This window comes from Pseudomonas alkylphenolica (assembly GCF_016009175.1).
GTDB classification, from domain to species: Bacteria; Pseudomonadota; Gammaproteobacteria; order Pseudomonadales; family Pseudomonadaceae; genus Aquipseudomonas; species Aquipseudomonas alkylphenolica_B.
Window position 1 is genome coordinate 103,081 of record NZ_JADUCM010000013.1, and the last position, 18,160, is coordinate 121,240.

General features: G+C 63.2%; 18 protein-coding genes. 7 read left to right on the top strand and 11 right to left on the bottom strand.

What is annotated here, in order from left to right:
- Positions 1 to 68 precede the first annotated feature (68 nt).
- The 5 genes from I5S59_RS13740 to I5S59_RS13760 all read right to left on the bottom strand — a co-directional run bounded on the left by I5S59_RS13740 (position 69) and on the right by I5S59_RS13760 (position 4,414).
- Positions 69 to 1,901: an ABC transporter ATP-binding protein gene (locus I5S59_RS13740; RefSeq protein ID WP_197877094.1), complete on the bottom strand. Its 1,833-nt coding sequence runs from the start codon at positions 1,899 to 1,901 to the stop codon at positions 69 to 71.
- Positions 1,894 to 2,526 (bottom strand): DsbA family protein, encoded by a 633-nt coding sequence (locus tag I5S59_RS13745; RefSeq protein WP_128325872.1) that lies wholly within the window; start codon positions 2,524 to 2,526, stop codon positions 1,894 to 1,896. Before I5S59_RS13745 ends, I5S59_RS13740 begins: the two co-directional genes overlap by 8 nt.
- Positions 2,527 to 2,529: 3 nt before the next feature.
- The gene (locus I5S59_RS13750; protein WP_197877095.1) at positions 2,530 to 3,468 is read right to left on the bottom strand and encodes a rhodanese-related sulfurtransferase; all 939 of its coding nucleotides are present in this window, start codon (positions 3,466 to 3,468) and stop codon (positions 2,530 to 2,532) included.
- A 107-nt stretch (positions 3,469 to 3,575) separates the two neighbouring features.
- The gene (locus I5S59_RS13755) at positions 3,576 to 3,875 is read right to left on the bottom strand and encodes a BolA family protein (protein WP_197877096.1); all 300 of its coding nucleotides are present in this window, start codon (positions 3,873 to 3,875) and stop codon (positions 3,576 to 3,578) included.
- A gap of 14 nt (positions 3,876 to 3,889) precedes the next feature.
- A complete protein-coding gene (locus I5S59_RS13760; RefSeq protein ID WP_128325869.1) occupies positions 3,890 to 4,414 on the bottom strand; it encodes a DUF2059 domain-containing protein in 525 nt (174 codons plus the stop codon).
- Between the two features lie 156 nt (positions 4,415 to 4,570).
- Here I5S59_RS13760 and I5S59_RS13765 point away from each other — a divergent pair, with 156 nt between their 5' ends.
- Positions 4,571 to 5,965 (top strand): class II fumarate hydratase, encoded by a 1,395-nt coding sequence (locus tag I5S59_RS13765; RefSeq protein WP_197877097.1) that lies wholly within the window; start codon positions 4,571 to 4,573, stop codon positions 5,963 to 5,965.
- A gap of 2 nt (positions 5,966 to 5,967) precedes the next feature.
- On the opposite strand, the gene I5S59_RS13770 is transcribed toward I5S59_RS13765, so the two are convergent.
- A complete protein-coding gene (locus I5S59_RS13770) occupies positions 5,968 to 6,924 on the bottom strand; it encodes a DMT family transporter (protein ID WP_197877098.1) in 957 nt (318 codons plus the stop codon).
- 205 nt (positions 6,925 to 7,129) lie between these two features.
- A complete protein-coding gene (gene pap / locus I5S59_RS13775; protein ID WP_197877099.1) occupies positions 7,130 to 8,623 on the bottom strand; it encodes a polyphosphate:AMP phosphotransferase in 1,494 nt (497 codons plus the stop codon).
- A 95-nt stretch (positions 8,624 to 8,718) separates the two neighbouring features.
- Between pap and mnmC the strand changes: the two genes are divergently transcribed.
- From mnmC to I5S59_RS13800, 5 genes are all read left to right on the top strand, one after another.
- Positions 8,719 to 10,710, top strand: a complete 1,992-nt coding sequence (gene mnmC / locus I5S59_RS13780) for a bifunctional tRNA (5-methylaminomethyl-2-thiouridine)(34)-methyltransferase MnmD/FAD-dependent 5-carboxymethylaminomethyl-2-thiouridine(34) oxidoreductase MnmC (RefSeq protein ID WP_197877100.1) — start codon at positions 8,719 to 8,721, stop codon at positions 10,708 to 10,710.
- A 103-nt stretch (positions 10,711 to 10,813) separates the two neighbouring features.
- Complete coding sequence (locus I5S59_RS13785) at positions 10,814 to 12,601, top strand: N-acetylglutaminylglutamine amidotransferase (protein ID WP_197877101.1); 1,788 nt, start codon at positions 10,814 to 10,816, stop codon at positions 12,599 to 12,601.
- Positions 12,602 to 12,604: 3 nt separating this feature from the next.
- A complete protein-coding gene (ngg, locus tag I5S59_RS13790; protein WP_197877102.1) occupies positions 12,605 to 14,350 on the top strand; it encodes an N-acetylglutaminylglutamine synthetase in 1,746 nt (581 codons plus the stop codon).
- A gap of 14 nt (positions 14,351 to 14,364) precedes the next feature.
- Entirely contained in the window at positions 14,365 to 15,549 is a 1,185-nt protein-coding gene (locus tag I5S59_RS13795; RefSeq protein WP_197877103.1) for an osmoprotectant NAGGN system M42 family peptidase, read from the top strand.
- A gap of 69 nt (positions 15,550 to 15,618) precedes the next feature.
- Positions 15,619 to 15,846, top strand: a complete 228-nt coding sequence (locus I5S59_RS13800; RefSeq protein ID WP_197877104.1) for a YheU family protein — start codon at positions 15,619 to 15,621, stop codon at positions 15,844 to 15,846.
- Here I5S59_RS13800 and csrA read toward each other — a convergent pair whose 3' ends face one another.
- The 3 genes from csrA to I5S59_RS13815 form a co-directional block, all read right to left on the bottom strand.
- A complete protein-coding gene (csrA, locus tag I5S59_RS13805; RefSeq protein ID WP_197877105.1) occupies positions 15,847 to 16,029 on the bottom strand; it encodes a carbon storage regulator CsrA in 183 nt (60 codons plus the stop codon).
- Positions 16,030 to 16,164: 135 nt separating this feature from the next.
- Entirely contained in the window at positions 16,165 to 16,497 is a 333-nt protein-coding gene (locus I5S59_RS13810) for a YnfA family protein (RefSeq protein ID WP_197877106.1), read from the bottom strand.
- A gap of 52 nt (positions 16,498 to 16,549) precedes the next feature.
- Complete coding sequence (locus I5S59_RS13815) at positions 16,550 to 17,365, bottom strand: SDR family oxidoreductase (protein ID WP_197877107.1); 816 nt, start codon at positions 17,363 to 17,365, stop codon at positions 16,550 to 16,552.
- Between the two features lie 230 nt (positions 17,366 to 17,595).
- Here I5S59_RS13815 and I5S59_RS13820 point away from each other — a divergent pair, with 230 nt between their 5' ends.
- Positions 17,596 to 17,748, top strand: a complete 153-nt coding sequence (locus I5S59_RS13820; protein WP_010224169.1) for a DUF3309 family protein — start codon at positions 17,596 to 17,598, stop codon at positions 17,746 to 17,748.
- A gap of 91 nt (positions 17,749 to 17,839) precedes the next feature.
- Here the strand turns inward: I5S59_RS13820 and I5S59_RS13825 are convergent, their stop codons facing one another.
- Positions 17,840 to 18,160, bottom strand: a complete 321-nt coding sequence (locus tag I5S59_RS13825) for an Hpt domain-containing protein (protein ID WP_197877108.1) — start codon at positions 18,158 to 18,160, stop codon at positions 17,840 to 17,842.

Genomic DNA, 18,160 nt, shown 5'->3' on the forward strand with positions numbered 1-18,160 from the left:
AGATGCACAGCCTAGGCTATTTGCCCTCAATACTGGAGCGCTTTTCTCAATTACTCAGCACTTTGCAATCAGCTCTGCTGCAAATGGCCGTACAGCTTGGCGTACAGGCCGCCCTCTGCAATCAGTTGCTGATGATCACCGTCCTCGGCGACATGCCCGCCATCAAACACCAGCACCCGGTCAGCCTGCTTCACGGCGGACAGCCGGTGGGCGATGATCAAGGTGGTACGCGCACTGAGGAAGCGCGCCAGGGCCTGATGCAGGTTGTATTCGGTGGCGGCGTCCAGCGCCGAGGTGGCTTCGTCGAGAATCACCACCTTGGGTTCGGCGAGGACCATGCGCGCAATCGCCAGGCGCTGGCGCTGACCACCAGACAGGCGCACACCCGAGCGCCCGACCACGGTATCGAGCCCCAGCGGCAATGCCGCAATGGTGGTGTCGAGTTGCGCGATACCCAGGGCCTGCCAACAGGCCTCGTCACTGCAGTCGCGGCCCATGGTCAGGTTGGCGCGCACCGTGTCGTTGAACAGCGACGGGTGCTGCAGCACCACTGCCACGTGTTCACGCAGGGTCTCCAGGCCAATGTCCTGCAAGGTTGAACCACCAAAGCGGATGGTGCCGGCCTGAGCGCTGTAGAGCCCGAGCAACAACTGCACCAGGGTGCTTTTGCCGCCACCACTGGCACCGACAATGGCCACCTTTTCCCCGGGGGCAATGGACAGGTTGAGGTGGTCGAGCACCGGTTCGTCGGCATAGGCAAAGCGCAATCCCTGCACTTCGAGCCCGACCGTGTCACGACCCTTGAACGGATCGACACCACCGGGGTATTGCGGTTCGTCGGCACGCGCGAGCAGCTCGTTGAGCCGGCTCAGCGCACCCCCTGCGGCATAGTAGGCGTACTGCAGGTTGAGCAGCTGCTCGACCGGGCCGATCATGAACCACAGGTAGCTGAACACCGCCAGCATCTGCCCGATCGACAGGTCGGAAAACAGCACGGTGAGCATCGCCGCAGCGCGGAAAATATCGATGCCGAACTGAAACAGCAGGCCACTGGCCCGACCGCTGGCATCGCTTTTCCACTGCGAAGCGACGGCATAGTTACGCACCTCTTGCGCACGCACGCCCAAACGCCCGAGGAAATACCCCTGGCGGTTGCTGGCGCGGATCTCCTGGATCGCGTCGAGGGTTTCGGTCAGCGCCTGGGTAAAACGCGAGGTGCTGTCGTTCTCGAGCTTCTTCAGGTGTTTGACCCGCTTGCCCAACTGCACCGTGGCGAAAATCACCAACGGGTTGAACAACAGGATCAACAGTGCCAGCTTCCAGTGCATCCACATCAGGATCGCGGCGGTGCCGGTCAGCGTCAGCATCGCCACCAGAAAGCGGCTCAGGGTTTCGCCGACAAACTTGTCCAGGGTGTCCAGGTCGGTCACCAGGTGGGTGGTCACCGTGCCGCTGCCCAGGCTTTCATACTCCTTGAGGGAGATGCGCTTGAGGCGTTCGATCAGGCGGATGCGCAAGCGGTAGACAATGTCTTTGGCCAGGCCGGCGAACAATTTGGCCTGCATCACGTTGAAGGCCAGTGCAGCACAGCGCAGGCACAGGGTCACGACCAGCATCAGGCCGATGTAGCCGGCCGCCACCTGCCAGGCGCCAGGCAACAGCTGGTTCATCCACTTGAGCGCGGCATCACCGTGGCCAAGCAGCACTTCATCGACCAGCAATGGCAGCAGCAACGGAATCGGCACGCTGCACAGCGCCGCCAACACGGCCACACCGTTGGCGATCCACAGGGCTTTCTTGTGATGCAGGGCCAGGCGGCGGATTTCCGCCCAGCTCAGGCGATCGGCAACAACCGGGGCAGGCCCCGGCACAGGGTCGGGTGACCCAGGCACGTCAAGCACAGGCAGCCTGCTGCAGCCAGCGGCCGAGCAACGGGCTCAAGGCATCGAGCGACTGATAGCCGTTGGTCAGCAAAGCCAGCTGGCCATTGCGTTCGGCCAGCAAGGTCGGGAAGCCGGCAATGCCCAGGTCTTGCACCCAGGTGAAGTCGGCAGCGGTGGCAGCGCGCACGTCAGTGCTGGTGAAACGCTCGGCAAAGGCTGCGCGGTCAAAACCGACCTGCTCGGCCAGATCAACCAGCGCCGGTGCCAGGGTAACGTCGACACTGCCCTGATAAAACGCCTGCTGGATTGCCGCCAGCAAGGCCCAGGTACGCGTCGGGTCCAGGCCCCGCGCCGTTACCAGCGCCCGGCAGGCCGGCTCGGTGTCGTAGACGAAACCTTCTGGCATGGCACCTTCAAGGGTGAAGGGCTGGCCCGTGGTTTCGTTGACCGCCTGCCAATGCTCAAGGATGTAGCGCCGGGTCGAGGCATCCAGCGGCGTGCTGCCGCTGCGCAAGCCACCTGGCACCAGGTGGGTCTCGATCCCGGCGGCGTGCGCCTGGGCGATCAGGGCCTGCGCCACCGGGGCAAACCCCCAACACCATGAGCACATCGGGTCCATCACATAGAGCAGGCGTGCGGACATCTATCAGGCCTCGGCAGCTTTACGATAATTGTGGCCGATCGGGTGCGGCATGTTGCGGGCCTTGGCCAGCTCGATCTGCTTCTGCCGGTCGACAGCGCTGCGTCGGGTCTTTTCGCTCAGGCTGTCCCAGCAATGCGGGCAGCTGATGCCTGGCGAATAGTGCTCGGACGCACGGTCTTCCACGCTGATCGGGGTACGGCAGGCATGGCACTGGTCGTAATCGCCTTCGGTCAGGTCGTGACGCACGGTGACCCGGTTGTCGAACACGAAGCAGTCACCCTGCCAGCGGCTTTCCTCCTGAGGCACCTCTTCGAGGTATTTCAGGATCCCGCCCTTAAGATGATAGACCTCTTCGAAACCTTCACCGAGCATGTAGCTGGAGGCTTTCTCGCAGCGGATGCCGCCGGTGCAGAACATCGCCACCTTTTTGTGCTTCGACGGGTCGAAGTTGGCCTTGATGTACTCGGGAAACTCACGGAACGTGGTGGTTTTCGGGTCGATTGCACCTTCGAAAGTACCAATCGCCACTTCGTAGTCGTTGCGGGTGTCGATCAGCAGCACTTCCGGGTCGCTGATCAGCGCGTTCCAGTCCTGCGGCTCGACGTAGGTGCCGACGGTGTGGTTCGGGTCGACGCCCGGCACACCGAGCGTGACGATCTCTTTCTTGAGCTTGACCTTGGTGCGATAGAACGGCTGCTCGTCGCAGTAGGATTCCTTGTGGTCGATATCGACCAGGCGCGCATCGCTGCGCAGCCAGGCCAACAGGCCGTCGATCCCTTCACGGGTACCGGAAACGGTGCCGTTGATACCTTCCTCGGCCAGCAACAGGGTGCCCTTGATGCCATTGGCCGTCATGCTGTCGAGCAGCGGCTCGCGCAGCTCGACGTAATCTTTCAGGGTGACGAATTTGTACAGCGCCGCCACGACGATAGCTTGGGTCATGCGATAAATCTCCAGGTGGTCACCCTCGCAAAGGGCGGACCGGATGGCAAAAAAAACGCGCCGACGAGCGGCGCGTTGCACATTCTAGCAAAAACCTGACGATGAAATCAGTGTTTGCTGCCACCTGCGCAGGTGGGTGAAGCCGGCGCTGCACCGACCTTCTGCCACTCTTCGGGGGTGTAGGTGTGCAGGGCCAGAGCATGGAACTGCCCCATCAGCTCACCCAGGGTGGCGTAGACCTTCTGGTGGCGCTTGACCATGTTCAGGCCTGCAAACTGCTCGCTGACCAGCACCGCCTTGTAATGGGTTTCTTGCCCACGGCTGTGCATGTGGCTTTCGTCGAGCACCGACAGGTGCTGCGGCGCCAGCGCGGCCAGGCTTTGTTCAATCTTTTGCTGCATCGACATGGAAAGCTCCGCGTTTACTTCTTCGCTGGGGCGGCGGCCTTGCCAGCGTTCGGATCAAGTTCCTTGGTCATGTCGGCCAGCAGTTTGTTGACCACAGGCACCGCGCTTTCCAGCTTCTGCTGGGTCAGCTGAGCCGACTGCTGGGTAACCTGAGGCATTTTTTCCAGGACTTTCTTGCCCAGTGGCGACTGGTAGAAGGCAACCAGGTCCTTGAGCTCGCTTTCGGTGAAGGTGCTGGTGTACAGCTTGACCATGTCCGGCTTCAGCTTGTTCCAGCCAATGGCCTGGTCCAGGGCGGCGTTGGCCTTGGCCTGGTAGCTGTCGAGCACGGATTTTTTCGAAGCAGGTGCCTTGGTCTGTTCAAAACGCTGGGCAAACATCTGCTGCACCTGCATGTAGACCGGGGTGCCAAGCTTGTCAGCGTGCGCCATCATGAGGAATTTTTCGGCACTGGCGTTGTGGCTGGCGGTATCGGCAAGCACCTGGCCGCTGGCGCAGACCAGCGCAACAGCGGTGCAAAGGGCGCGAAGACGGGTCATCGGAAATCCTTCATTAGACAGAGGAGGTAGTACCCCGGAGTCGAGCATTCTGCGCCGACTCGGGCACAGCACTCAAGTGGGTCGACGAGCGATGGAACCGCCGCGACAAAAAGGGACCTAAACTGCGAATTCAGACCACAAGGGAGTGAGTGCAGCATGAGCCGTATCGAAACTGACAGCCTCGGGCCGGTCGAAGTTCCTGAGCTGGCCTACTGGGGCGCGCAGACACAACGCTCGCTGATCAATTTCGCCATAGGCAAGGAACGTATGCCGCTGGCGGTCCTGCATGCCCTGGCGCTGATCAAGAAGGCCGCTGCACGGGTCAATAGCCGCAACGGAGACCTCTCGGCCGACATCGCCCGGCTGATCGAGCAAGCCGCCGATGAAGTACTCGATGGTCAGCTCGACGACCAGTTTCCACTCGTCGTCTGGCAGACCGGCAGCGGCACCCAGAGCAACATGAACGTCAATGAAGTGATCGCCGGGCGCGCCAACGAACTGGCCGGCAAAGGCCGTGGTGGCAAGCTTCCGGTACACCCCAACGATCACGTCAACCGCTCGCAAAGCTCCAATGACTGTTTTCCCACTGCCATGCATATCGCCGCTGCACAGGCCGTCCAGCATCACCTGCTGCCAGCGATTGCCGAGCTGTCGGCCGGGTTGGCAGAGCTGTCGGCGCGCCACCAGCACCTGGTCAAGACCGGCCGCACGCATATGATGGACGCCACGCCGATCACCTTCGGCCAGGAGGTCTCGGCGTATGTGGCCCAGCTTGATTACGCCCAGCGGGCCATTCGTTCCGCACTGCCGGCAGTATGCGAACTGGCGCAGGGCGGTACTGCCGTAGGCACCGGGCTGAACGCCCCACACGGCTTTGCCGAAGCTATTGCAGCGGAGCTTGCGGCCCTCTCCGGGTTGCCTTTCGTCACCGCACCGAACAAGTTCGCCGCGCTTGCCGGGCACGAGCCGCTGACCACCCTCGCCGGCGGCCTCAAGACCCTGGCGGTGGCGCTGATGAAACTCGCCAACGACCTGCGCCTGCTCGGTTCCGGGCCGCGTGCCGGCCTTGCCGAAGTGCGCCTGCCGGCCAACGAGCCGGGCAGTTCGATCATGCCCGGCAAAGTCAACCCGACGCAGTGCGAGGCCTTGTCGATGCTGGCCTGCCAGGTGCTGGGCAACGACACCGCCATCGGCTTTGCCGCAAGCCAGGGGCACCTGCAGTTGAACGTGTTCAAGCCGGTGATCATCCACAACCTGCTGCAGTCCATCGAACTGCTCGCCGACGGCTGTCGCAACTTTCAGCAACACTGCGTGGCCGGTATCGAACCGGATGCCGAACAGATGGCCGCGCACCTGGAGCGTGGGCTGATGCTGGTGACCGCGCTCAACCCGCACATCGGCTACGACAAGGCGGCAGAAATCGCCAAGAAGGCCTACAGCGAAGGCCGCACGCTACGTGAGGCGGCCTTGACCCTGGGCTACCTGACCAACGAGCAGTTCGACCAGTGGGTACGCCCGCAAGACATGCTCGAACCTGGCAAAAAGGGTTGAGTTCACCGGGCCAGGCGTACGCGCCTGGCCCGCCAGCCGGCCATGATCGAAGGGCCCAGTGCGGTCAGCGCCGAACCCAGCACCACCACCAGCGCGCCGATATAGCCCAGCGTGTTGATCTGCTCGGCGTGCACATAGTCAGGCCAGAACCAGGCGGCCAGGGCGACCGCAACAAAAGTAATCAACGGGGTGACCGCCAGGGTCGCACTGACCTTGGATGCTTCCCAGTGCGCCAGCGCCTCGGCAAACGCACCGTAGGCCACCAGGGTGTTGAGGCAGCAGGCGAGCAACAGCCAGCCTTGCAGCGGACTCAACTGCAGCGCTTCCAGCGGGTGCACCCAGGGCGTGAGCAGTACCGCGCAGCACAGGTAGATCACCATCATCACCTGCATCGAATTCCACACCGTCAGCAACTGCTTCTGGCTCAGGGCGTAGAACACCCAGATGGTGGTAGCCAGAATGATGGTCAGCACACCGGTGGTGTAAACGCTCAAGGAGGTCAGCAGTTCTTCCAGGCGCTGGTTGAAAAACAGCCCGAAGCCCATCAGCAGGATCAGCAGACCCATCCCTTGCCCAAGGCTGAAGCGCTCCTTGAACAGGAACACGCTGGCGACCAGCAACAACACCGGCCCCAGTTGCACGACCAGTTGCGCCGTGCCGGGGCTGAGCAGGTTCAGGCCCATCAGGTACAGCACGTAGTTGCCGACCAGGCCGCCGGTGGCCAATGCCACAAGTGCCAGGCCCTTGCGCCCGAGCCGGGCGAACGACGGCAGGCGCCTGCTCGCGGCCAGCCAGGCGAACAGCAAGCCACCGGAGACCATCAGGCGAAACCAGGTCACAGTGATCGGGTCCATCACCTGCAGCACCTGTTTCAGCTTGATCGGCAGGATGCCCCAGAGCAGCGCGGTCAATAGCGAAAGACAAAGGCCATAGACCCAGCGTCCGGAAGAAATATGCATACCAGCCTCGATAGCCCTATGGTGGGGGGAGACTGGATTCTACGGGGTGGGCGTGGCGGGCCGACAGATACAATTGAGGAAAAGATTTCAGTAGTTCATTCCCTGAATTCCTATCTCAGCGTGTTAACACAGCGCCTGTAGGAGCCAGGCTTGCCGGCGAAACAGACGTTCTTCGCGGGCAAGCCTCGCTCCTACAGGCGAAGCACTACTTTTTGTCTTTCTTGAACGCCGCTTCCAGGGCATCGTTGATGGTGCGCAGCACCTTGACCCGGGCCCAGCGCTTGTCGTTGGCTTCCACCAGGGTCCAGGGTGCAATCTCGGTGCTGGTGCGGTCGACCATGTCGCCCACCGCTTGCGCGTAATCGCCCCATTTTTCGCGATTGCGCCAGTCTTCCTCAGTGATTTTGAAGCGCTTGAACGGGATCTGCTCACGCTCCTGAAAACGTTCCAGCTGGGTCTGCTGATCGATCGACAACCAGAACTTCACCAGCACCACGCCGGCACTGGTCAACTGCTCTTCGAAATCGTTGATCTCGCCATAGGCGCGCATCCAGTCGGCCTGCGTGCAGAAACCTTCCACGCGCTCGACCAGCACCCGCCCGTACCACGAGCGGTCGAACACGGTGAACTTGCCGCGCGCCGGCACATGCCGCCAAAACCGCCACAGATACGGTTGTGCACGCTCTTCTTCGGTGGGTGCGGCAATCGGCACGATGCGGTACTGGCGCGGGTCCAGTGCTGCCGCCACGCGGCGGATGGCGCCACCCTTGCCGGCAGCGTCGTTGCCTTCGAACACGGCAACAAGTGCGTGGCGGCGCATGCGTTTGTCACGCAGCAATCCGGCCAGGCGTGCCTGCTCGGTGATCAGCTGTTCCTGGTAGTCGTTTTTGTCCAGGCGCAGGCTCATGTCCAGACTGTCGAGCAAGCTGCGCTGATCGATGGCCCGGCCCAGTGGGGCGATGTTGGCCTGGTGCACCGGCCCATGCTGGGCCTTGAGCGCGGCCTGCAGGCCCTCAAGCAAAATACGCCCGACCGCCAGGCTGCGGTAATGCGGATCAACCCCTTCGATCACATGCCAGGGCGCATAGTCACGGCTGGTCTGGCGCAGTACCCGCTCGCCGAAGCGCACAAAGCGGTCATAGGTTTCCGACTGCTGCCAGTCCAGCGGGCTGATCCGCCAGCTGTGCAACGGGTCGTCCTTGAGCGCCTTGAGTCGGGCCTTCATCTGTTTTTTCGACAGATGGAACCAGAACTTGATGATCAGCGCGCCTTCATCGCAGAGCATTTCTTCGAGGCGCTCGGCACCGCGAATGGCCTGGTCGAGCACGGCGTCCTTGAACTGGCCATGCACCCGCCCCTGCAGCATCTGGCTGTACCAGTTGCCGAAAAACACGCCGATCCGCCCTTTCGCCGGCAGCGCACGCCAGTAACGCCAGGCCGGTGGCCGGGCCAGTTCTTCGTCAGTCTGCTGATCGAAAGTACGCACTTCGATCAGGCGCGGGTCCATCCACTCGTTAAGCAGCTTGACCGTCTCGCCCTTGCCGGCGCCTTCAATGCCGTTGATCAGCACGATCACCGGAAAGCGCGCCTGTTGCTTGAGCTCGAACTGCGCCTCGAGCAAGGCCTCGCGCAACGCCGGTACTTCGGCGTCGTAGGTTTCTTTGTCGATGGCGTGACCAATTTCAGCGGATTCGAACATACCAGGCTCCCTACATGGATAAGCAAGACTAGCGGATCCGGGTAGTCTTTGTCCGGGTAAGCTAAAATGCCGCTCTAGACATGCCTGAGCCGACCATGACCGACGTTACCCACTACGCCCAGATCGACTGGGACGACCAGGGCCGCCCCCACTCACGCCAGTTCGATGACATCTACTTTTCCAAGGACCAGAGCCTGGAAGAGACCCGTCATGTGTTCATCGACCAGAACGACTTGCGCCAGCGTTTCAGCGCGATGGTACCCGACCAGTGCCTGGTGATCGGTGAAACCGGTTTCGGTACCGGGTTGAATTTCTTTTGCGCCTGGCAGTTATTCAGCGAATGCGCCCCCCCTGATGCCCGCCTGCATTTCGTCAGCGTTGAAAAGTACCCGCTCAGCCACGCCGACCTGACTCGCGCCCTGGCCCTTTGGCCGGAGCTGGCGCCCTTCAGTGCGCCACTGCTGGAACAGTACGTCGCCGTACACGAAGGCTTTCAGAACTTTGTCTTCGACCAGGGCCGGGTACGGCTGACCCTGATGATCGGTGATGCCCTGGAGCAGCTGCCGCAACTGGATGCCGAAGTCGATGCCTGGTTCCTCGACGGTTTTGCCCCGGCAAAAAACCCGCAGATGTGGACCCCTGAGCTGTTCACCCAGATCGGCCGCCTTTCGTCCGCCACTGCCACCCTGGGTACATTCACCAGCACCGGCTGGGTGCGTCGCGGGCTGATCGCGGTGGGCTTCGAGATGAAGCGCATTCCCGGAATCGGCAAGAAGTGGGAGGTGTTGCGCGGGGTCTTTCGTGGCGTCCCCGAAACCCCTGAAGCGCCGCCCGCCGTCGCGCCCTGGTTCGCCCGCCCTGCTGCCCTGCCCGGCCCGCGTAAAGCGCTGGTCATCGGTGCCGGCCTGGCCGGTTGCGCGACGGCGGCAAGCCTGGCCGCCCGCGGCTGGCAGGTCAGCGTGCTGGAACGCCACGCCACGCCGGCGGCCGAAGCATCAGGTAACCCGCAGGGCGTGCTCTACCTGAAACTCTCGGCCCACGGCACGGCGTTGTCGCGCCTGATCCTCAGCGGCTTCGGCTACACCCGCCGCCTGCTCGAACGCCTGCAACGCGGCCGCGACTGGGACAGTTGCGGTGTGTTGCAACTGGCCTTCGATGCCAAGGAAGCCCAACGCCAGGCGGTGCTCGCCGACGCCTTCAACCCGCAACTGCTGCTCCCGCTGCAGCGGGAGCAGGCCGAAGCGGTGGCGGGCGTGAGCCTGGCCAGTGGCGGTTTGTACTACCCGGAAGCGGGCTGGGTGCATCCGCCGGCCCTGTGCCAGGTACAGCTGCAACACCCGAACATCACCTTGCTCACTCATCATCAGGTGCTGGAGTTGCGCAAGGTCGACGGCCAGTGGCAGGCCTGGGAAAGCGAGAAATTCCTCGACAGCGCGCCGCTGGTAGTACTGGCGACCGCTGCCGAAATCCAGCGATTCGAGCCCTGTGCCACCCTGCCGCTCAAGCGTATCCGCGGCCAGATCACCCGGCTACCGGTGACCGCCAACAGCCAGGCACTCGCCACCGTGGTTTGCGCCGACGGCTACGTCGCGCCGGTGCGCAATGGCGAACACACCCTGGGGGCCAGCTTCGATTTTCACAGCGTCGATCTTGCCCCCACCACCGGCGAGCACATTGGCAACTTGCGCCTGCTGGAAGAAATCTCCAGCGATCTGGCCGAGCGCCTGGGCGCCCACCAACTTGACCCCCACACCCTGCAGGGCCGGGCGGCGTTTCGCTGTACCAGCCCCGACTACCTGCCCATTGTCGGGCCGCTGGCAGACCAGCAGGCGTTCAACCACCAGTACGCGGTATTGGCCAAGGACGCCCGCCAGGTGCCAGATACCCCCTGCCCTTGGCTCGAAGGCCTGTACATCAACAGCGGCCATGGCTCACGCGGGCTCATCACGGCACCGCTGTCGGGCGAACTGATTGCCGCCTGGGCCGACAACGCACCGATGCCAGTACCGCGCAGTGTTGCCGAAGCCTGCCACCCGAATCGCTTCATGCTGCGCGAACTGATACGCGGCAAAAGCAAGCGAGGCTAAGCGCTTATAACCGATCGTTCTAAAACTCTCGCTATCCGCACCGGTCAGTTTCAATGTGCCCGCGTTTGGGCACCTTCCCCAACGGCAAAACCGGTAAGGACTTATGTGCGGATTAGCTGGAGAGTTTCGTTTCACCCCCATTGCCCATTCACCACGCCCGGCGGATCTCGCCGCGGTCGAGCGAATGACCCATCACCTGGCGCCTCGCGGTCCCGATGCCTGGGGCTTCCATAGCCAGGGCCCGATTGCCCTGGGCCATCGCCGCCTGAAGATCATGGACCTGTCCGACGGCTCGGCACAGCCGATGATCGACAACCAACTGGGCCTGTCACTGGCCTTCAACGGTGCCATCTACAACTTTCCGGAGCTGCGCAGCGAGCTGGAGAACCTCGGCTATGCCTTCTATTCGGATGGCGATACCGAGGTGCTGCTCAAGGGCTACCACGCCTGGGGCGCCGACCTGCTGCCACGCCTGAACGGCATGTTCGCCCTGGCGATCTGGGAGCGCGACAGCCAACAGCTGTTCCTCGCCCGCGACCGCCTGGGGGTCAAGCCGCTGTACCTGTCGCGCAGCGGCGAACGCCTGCGCTTTGCGTCGAGCCTGCCGGCGCTGCTAAAGGGTGGCGACATCAACCCGGTGCTCGACCCGGTGGCGCTCAACCACTACCTCAACTTTCATGCCGTGGTTCCGGCACCGCGCACCCTGCTGGCCAACATCGAGAAGCTGCCGCCGGCCACCTGGATGCGCGTCGATGCCCAGGGCCGTGTCGAGCAACAGGTGTGGTGGCAACTGCATTACGGCCCGCGCACCGATGAGCAGGACCTGACCCTGGAAGACTGGCGCGACCGCGTGCTCGACAGCACTCGTGAGGCGGTAGCCATCCGCCAACGGGCAGCGGTGGACGTCGGCGTGCTGCTGTCCGGCGGCGTCGACTCCAGCTTGCTGGTCGGCCTGCTGCGCGAAGTTGGCGTCGACGACCTGTCGACCTTTTCCATCGGTTTCGAAGATGCCGGTGGCGAACGCGGCGACGAGTTCCAGTACTCCGACCTGATCGCCCGCCACTACGGCACCCGCCATCACCAGCTGCGCATCGACGAGCGCGAAATCATCGAACAATTGCCAGCGGCGTTCCGCGCCATGAGCGAGCCGATGGTCAGCCACGACTGCATTGCCTTCTACCTGCTGTCGCGCGAGGTGGCCAAGCATTGCAAGGTGGTGCAAAGCGGCCAGGGCGCGGATGAATTGTTCGCCGGTTATCACTGGTACCCGCAAGTCGATGGCGCTCAGCAACCTTACGCCGCTTACCGCGAGGCCTTCTTCGACCGCAGTTTCGACGACTACGCGGCCACCGTGCAGCAACCCTGGCGCCTCGACCACGACGCCGCCGGTGATTTTGTCCGCAGGCATTTCGACCAACCGGGCGCCAGCGCAGCGGTGGACAAAGCCTTGCGCCTGGACAGCACGGTGATGCTGGTCGACGACCCGGTCAAACGCGTCGACAACATGACCATGGCCTGGGGCCTGGAGGCGCGCACGCCGTTCCTTGACTACCGCCTGGTGGAGCTGTCGGCGCGTGTTCCGGCGCGCTTCAAGCTGCCCGACGGCGGCAAGCAGGTGCTCAAGGAAGCCGCGCGCCTGGTGATTCCCGCTGAAGTGATCGATCGCAAGAAAGGCTACTTCCCGGTGCCTGGCCTCAAGCACCTGCAAGGCGCCACGCTGGACTGGGTTCGTGAACTGCTGCTGGACCCCAGCCAGGACCGTGGCCTGTTCGAACCGGCCGCCCTCGACCGCCTGCTCAGCGACCCGCATGGCCAGCTGACGCCGCTGCGCGGCTCGAAGCTCTGGCAACTGGCCGCCTTGAACCTGTGGCTCAGCGAACAAGGAATCTGACCGATGAAAGCCCATGCATCACCTTATGGCCAGCGCCTGCTGCGCGGCCAGGTGCCTTCCTACGAGCGTTTGCAGGCGCAACTGGCCGGCGACGGCAGCGAGCCCCACGACCAGCCGCGCTCACTGCACTGCGGCTGGGGCCGCCTGCTGATCGGCCACACCTACCCGGACCCGGCAAGCCTGGCCGAGGCCCTGCAAGACGAACAGCCCGGCGAACGCGATATCGCCCTGTACGTGGCAGCACCGCAGCAGGTACTGGCCCAGGCCCCGCAGCAACTGTTCCTCGACCCTTCCGACACCTTGCGCCTGTGGTTCAGCGACTACCGCCCGGCGCAACGGGTGTTCCGTGGCTTTCGTATCCGCCGCGCGCAGAGCGACAGCGACTGGCAGGCGGTCAACACCCTGTACCTGGCACGCGGCATGCTCGCCATCGACCCGGCGCTACTCACTCCGCACCATCTTGGCGGCCCGGTGTACTGGCTGGCCGAGGATGAAGACAGCGGCGCGGTGATCGGCAGCGTCATGGGCCTGAACCATCACAAAGCCTTCGCCGACCCCGAGCATGGCAGCAGCCTCTGGTGCCTGGCGGTCGACCCGCATTGCACACGGCCGGGCGTCGGCGAGGTGCTGGTGCGCCACTTGATCGAGCACTTCATGAGCCGGGGCCTGAGCTGCCTCGACCTCTCGGTATTGCACGACAACCGCCAGGCCAAGCGGCTCTACGCCAAACTGGGTTTCCGCACCCTGCCGACGTTCGCGATCAAACGCAAAAACCTCATCAACCAGACGCTGTTTCTCGGTCCCAACCCTGAAACCGGCCTGAATCCCTATGCCCGGATCATTGTCGACGAAGCCTATCGGCGCGGCATCGACGTTCAGGTCGATGACCCCGACGCCGGCCTGTTCACCCTCAGCCTCGGTGGCCGGCGGATACGCTGCCGTGAGTCACTCAGCGACCTCACCAGCGCCGTGAGCATGACCCTGTGCCAAGACAAGAGCCTGACCCACCAGGTGCTGAAAAACGCCGGGCTGCAGTTGCCCGCGCAACAGCTGGCAGGCAATGCCGATGACAACCAGGCATTTCTTGACGACCACGGCGCCGTGGTCGTCAAGCCGCTGGACGGCGAACAGGGTCAGGGTGTGGCGGTCAACCTGACTTGCCTCGACGCAATCACCCGCGCCATCGACAATGCCCGGCGTTTCGACAGCCGGGTGTTACTGGAAAGCTTTCACAAGGGGCAGGACCTGCGCATCGTGGTCATCGGCTTCGAGGTGGTGGCTGCGGCGATCCGCCACCCGGCACAGATTGTCGGCGACGGCCAGCACGCCATCGGTGCGCTGATCGAAGCGCAAAGCCGCCGACGCCAGGCCGCCACGGCAGGCGAAAGCCATATCCCGCTGGATGACGAAACCCAGCGCACCCTGCACGAAGCGGGTGTCGACTACGACACGGTACTGCCGGCCGGCGAGCGCCTGGCCGTGCGGCGCACCGCCAACCTGCACACCGGTGGCTGCCTGGAAGACGTCACCGAGCGCTTGCACCCGGCGCTGGTCGACGCGGCGATCCGTGCCGCCCGCGCCCTGGATATTCCGGTGGTCGGGCTCGACCTGATGGTGCGCGCCGCCGACCAGCCGGAGCATGTCTTCATCGAAGCCAACGAACGCGTTGGGCTCGCCAACCACGAGCCACAACCCACCGCCGAACGCTTCATCGACCTGCTGTTCCCGCACAGCCGGCCGGCACCCTGAACACAGGAGGCACCATGTCTGATCAGCTCCCGCAGCCAGATCTCAACTACCTGCAAAAAGTCTTGCTGGAGATGCTCGCCATCCCCAGCCCCACCGGCTTTACCGACACCATCGTGCGTTATGTAGCCGAGCGCCTGGAAGAACTCGGCATCCCCTTCGAGCTGACGCGCCGCGGCACCATCCGCGCCACCCTCAAGGGCCGCAAAAGCTCGCCGGACCGCGCGGTTTCCGCACACCTCGACACCATCGGCGCCAGCGTCCGGGCGATCCAGGACAACGGTCGCCTGTCGCTGGCGCCAGTGGGCTGCTGGTCCAGCCGCTTTGCCGAAGGCAGCCGCGTCAGTGTGTTCACCGACAACGGCGTGTTGCGCGGCAGCGTGCTGCCATTGATGGCCAGCGGGCACGCGTTCAACACCGCCATCGACCAGATGCCGGTCAGTTGGGAACACATCGAGTTGCGCCTGGATGCCTACTGCGCGACCCGCGCCGACTGCCAGACCCTGGGGGTGGACATTGGCGATTTCGTCGCCTTCGATCCATTGCCCGAGTTCACCGAGAGCGGTCATATCAGCGCTCGCCACCTGGATGACAAAGCGGGTGTCGCGGCGCTGCTGGCTTCGCTCAAGGCGGTTGTCGACAGCGGCGTGCAGCCATTGATCGACTGCCATCCGTTGTTCACCATCACCGAGGAAACCGGCTCTGGTGCAGCCGCCGCCCTGCCCTGGGATGTCAGCGAGTTCGTCGGCATCGACATCGCCCCGGTCGCCCCCGGCCAGCACTCCAGCGAACATGCGGTCAGCGTCGCCATGCAGGACTCGGCCGGCCCCTACGACTATCACCTGTCGCGGCACTTGCTCAAACTGGCCCGCGAGCACGAACTGCCGGCCCGTCGCGACGTGTTTCGCTACTACTTCAGCGATGCCCATTCGGCCATCACCGCCGGCCACGACATACGCACAGCGCTGCTGGCCTTCGGTTGCGATGCCACCCATGGCTACGAGCGCACCCACATCGACAGCCTGGCCGCACTCAGCCGCCTGTTGACCGCCTACCTGCTCAGCCCGCCGGTGTTTGCCAGCGATTCGCAGGCCACCGGCAGTTCCCTGGAAAGCTTCAGCCACCAGCTCGAGCACGAGACGCAGATGGAAAGTGACACCCGGGTGCCGGCAGTCGACAGCCTGGTCGGCAACAAGGCCTAGCGCCTACACAGGCAGGCGCGGTTTGGCGTAGCATGTACACACACTTCGCCAAGCCTGCCCTGTTTATTTATGCTGATTCCCTACGACCAACTGGAAGCCGAAACCCTCACCCGCCTGATCGAGGACTTCGTCACCCGCGACGGTACCGACAACGGCGACGACACCCCGCTGGAAACCCGCGTGTTGCGCGTGCGCCAGGCGCTGGCAAAAAAGCAGGCATTCATTCTTTTCGACCTCGACAGCCAGCAATGCCAGTTGCTGGCCAAGCACGACATCCCCAAAGAGCTGTTCGACTGATCAGCCACCCTCTTTAGCGGACAGTTCGGCAATGCGCCGATAGATTTCTGCGCGATGGACTTCGATGTCCCGTGGTGCGCAGATACCGAAGCGCACCACGTTGCCCTCTACCGACAGCACCTTGACCTTGATGTGTTCATCAATGGTGATGACTTCGCCTACTTCACGGCCTATAACCAACATGATCCGATCCTCCACAAAGGTGAGAATTTGGAGACTGCACCCAGGGTCGGAACGCTTCAATACACCGCCAATCAAATAGACCGATCCCACCAGCACTGGCGAAAAGACCTACAGATTTTCATCATTTCAAGCCATTCAAGAACTCTGTAGACGCGGCCCCAGCACAATGATGCTGGCGCCCAGCACACACAGCAGTGCACCGATCCAGTCGCTGCCCAGCGGCCGCCCGCGCTCGACCAGCGCCAGCCACAGCAATGAAGTGACGATGTAGATACCGCCGTACGCGGCATAGGCGCGACCGGCATAGGCCGCCTCGACGCGGGTGAGGATCAGCGCAAACGCGGTCAGGCTGAGCAACGCCGGAACAATCCACCAGCCACTCTTGCCCAGCCGCAGCCACATGTAGAACGCATAGCAACCGGCGATCTCGAAGACCGCCGCAAGGAAAAACCACAGGTAGTTGATCACACCAGGTACTCACAGGCATTCAGAATGCGCCAAGCATACCCGATGCCTGCACTCAGGCTTGAGACGGACGGGCCTTGGCGCGCATTTTTCCGGCCATGCTGGCCATCTCGTCGTAGAGCAGCTGCGGGTTGCGTTGCTTGAGCTGCCAGGCCATGCGCCCCTGTTCGTGAGGCAGGATCAGGAACTCGCCGTCGGCGACCTGCGCGAAGATGTAGTCGGCAATATCCGCGGCGGTGATCGGCGAGCTTTCCAGCAGCTTGCCCACCTGCGCCTTCATCGCCGGGGTCGGACCGCGGAACGAGTCGAGCAGGTTGGTCTGGAAGAACGACGGGCACACCACATGCACCGCCACCTCCTGGTCGCGCAATTCGATCAGCAGGCTTTCCGAGAGCGCCAGCACCCCGGCCTTGGCGACGTTGTAGTTGCTCATGGCCGGGCCTTGCATCAAGGCGGCCATCGAGGCGATGTTGATGATGCGGCCCTTGCTGCGCTCAAGCATCGGCAGGAAGGCCTTGCAGCCCTTGACCACACCCATCAGGTTGATCGACAGCTGCCACTCCCAGTCTTCCAGCGACAGCTCGCTGAAAAAGCCACCCGAAGCCACGCCGGCATTGTTAACGATCACATCGATGCCGCCGAACTTTTCTTCGCAGGCCTGGGCCAGCGCGGTCAGCTGGCTGTAGTCACGAACGTCGCAGCGCTGCACGAAGCCATCGCCGCCCGCCTCGCGCACCTGCGCCAGGGTGTCGCGCAGGCCGGCTTCGTTGACATCGGCCAGCGCCAGGCGCCAGCCATCACGTGCCCAGCGCAGGGCGATTTCGCGGCCGAGCCCGGAGCCTGCGCCAGTGATCATCATGCGATTGTGCATAGACAGGTGCCTTGTACTGTTCGGGAAAGTGATGGCCAGTGTAGCGAAGGCAGCCGCTGCACCCACGCTCCATCAACCGCCTGAATGACCCGGGCAAACAGTGGTGAAACCGATTAATTAAACTTTTCGCTACGCCCAGGGGTCGCAATTAACAAGCGGGCATGAAACCTGTGACCGAACAGAAGGACTGTACTGATACGCCTACCCTACCGTCATACAAGGACACTGCCATGGGCACCATTCTCATCATCATTCTGATCCTGCTGTTGATCGGTGGCTTACCTGTCTTTCCGCACTCCAGAAGTTGGGGGTATGGCCCGTCGGGCATTATCGGGACCGTGCTGATCATCCTGTTGATCCTGTTGTTGCTCGGCAAAATATAGGCACTTGGCCCATTGCCAGCCCCCACAGTGTTAGCTGCATGCCTTCAACCTGTGGGAGCTGGCGTAGCCTGCGATGGGGCGCGCAGCGCCCCTATGGGTAACACTCGATCCATGTACTGAGCGCCTCCATGGCCAGGCGCAACTCCTGCACCGGTTTGGCCGTCGGCGTGCGCTCAGCGCAGCACTGCTCCAGTGCCTCGCACGCGCCGATCAGGCGCTTCGCCCCGACGATGCGTGCCGGTCCTTTCACCCGGTGCGCAAGCAGGCGCAAGGCGTTCAGGTCATGGCCATCGGCGAGCGGCGCCAGGTGTTGCAGGTCTTCCACCAGGCTGCGCCTCAGCTCATCCAGCAACTCCCTCAGCACGGCCGGATCGCGGGCGGTCAAACGCTCCAGGCTGGCAAGGTCTAGCAC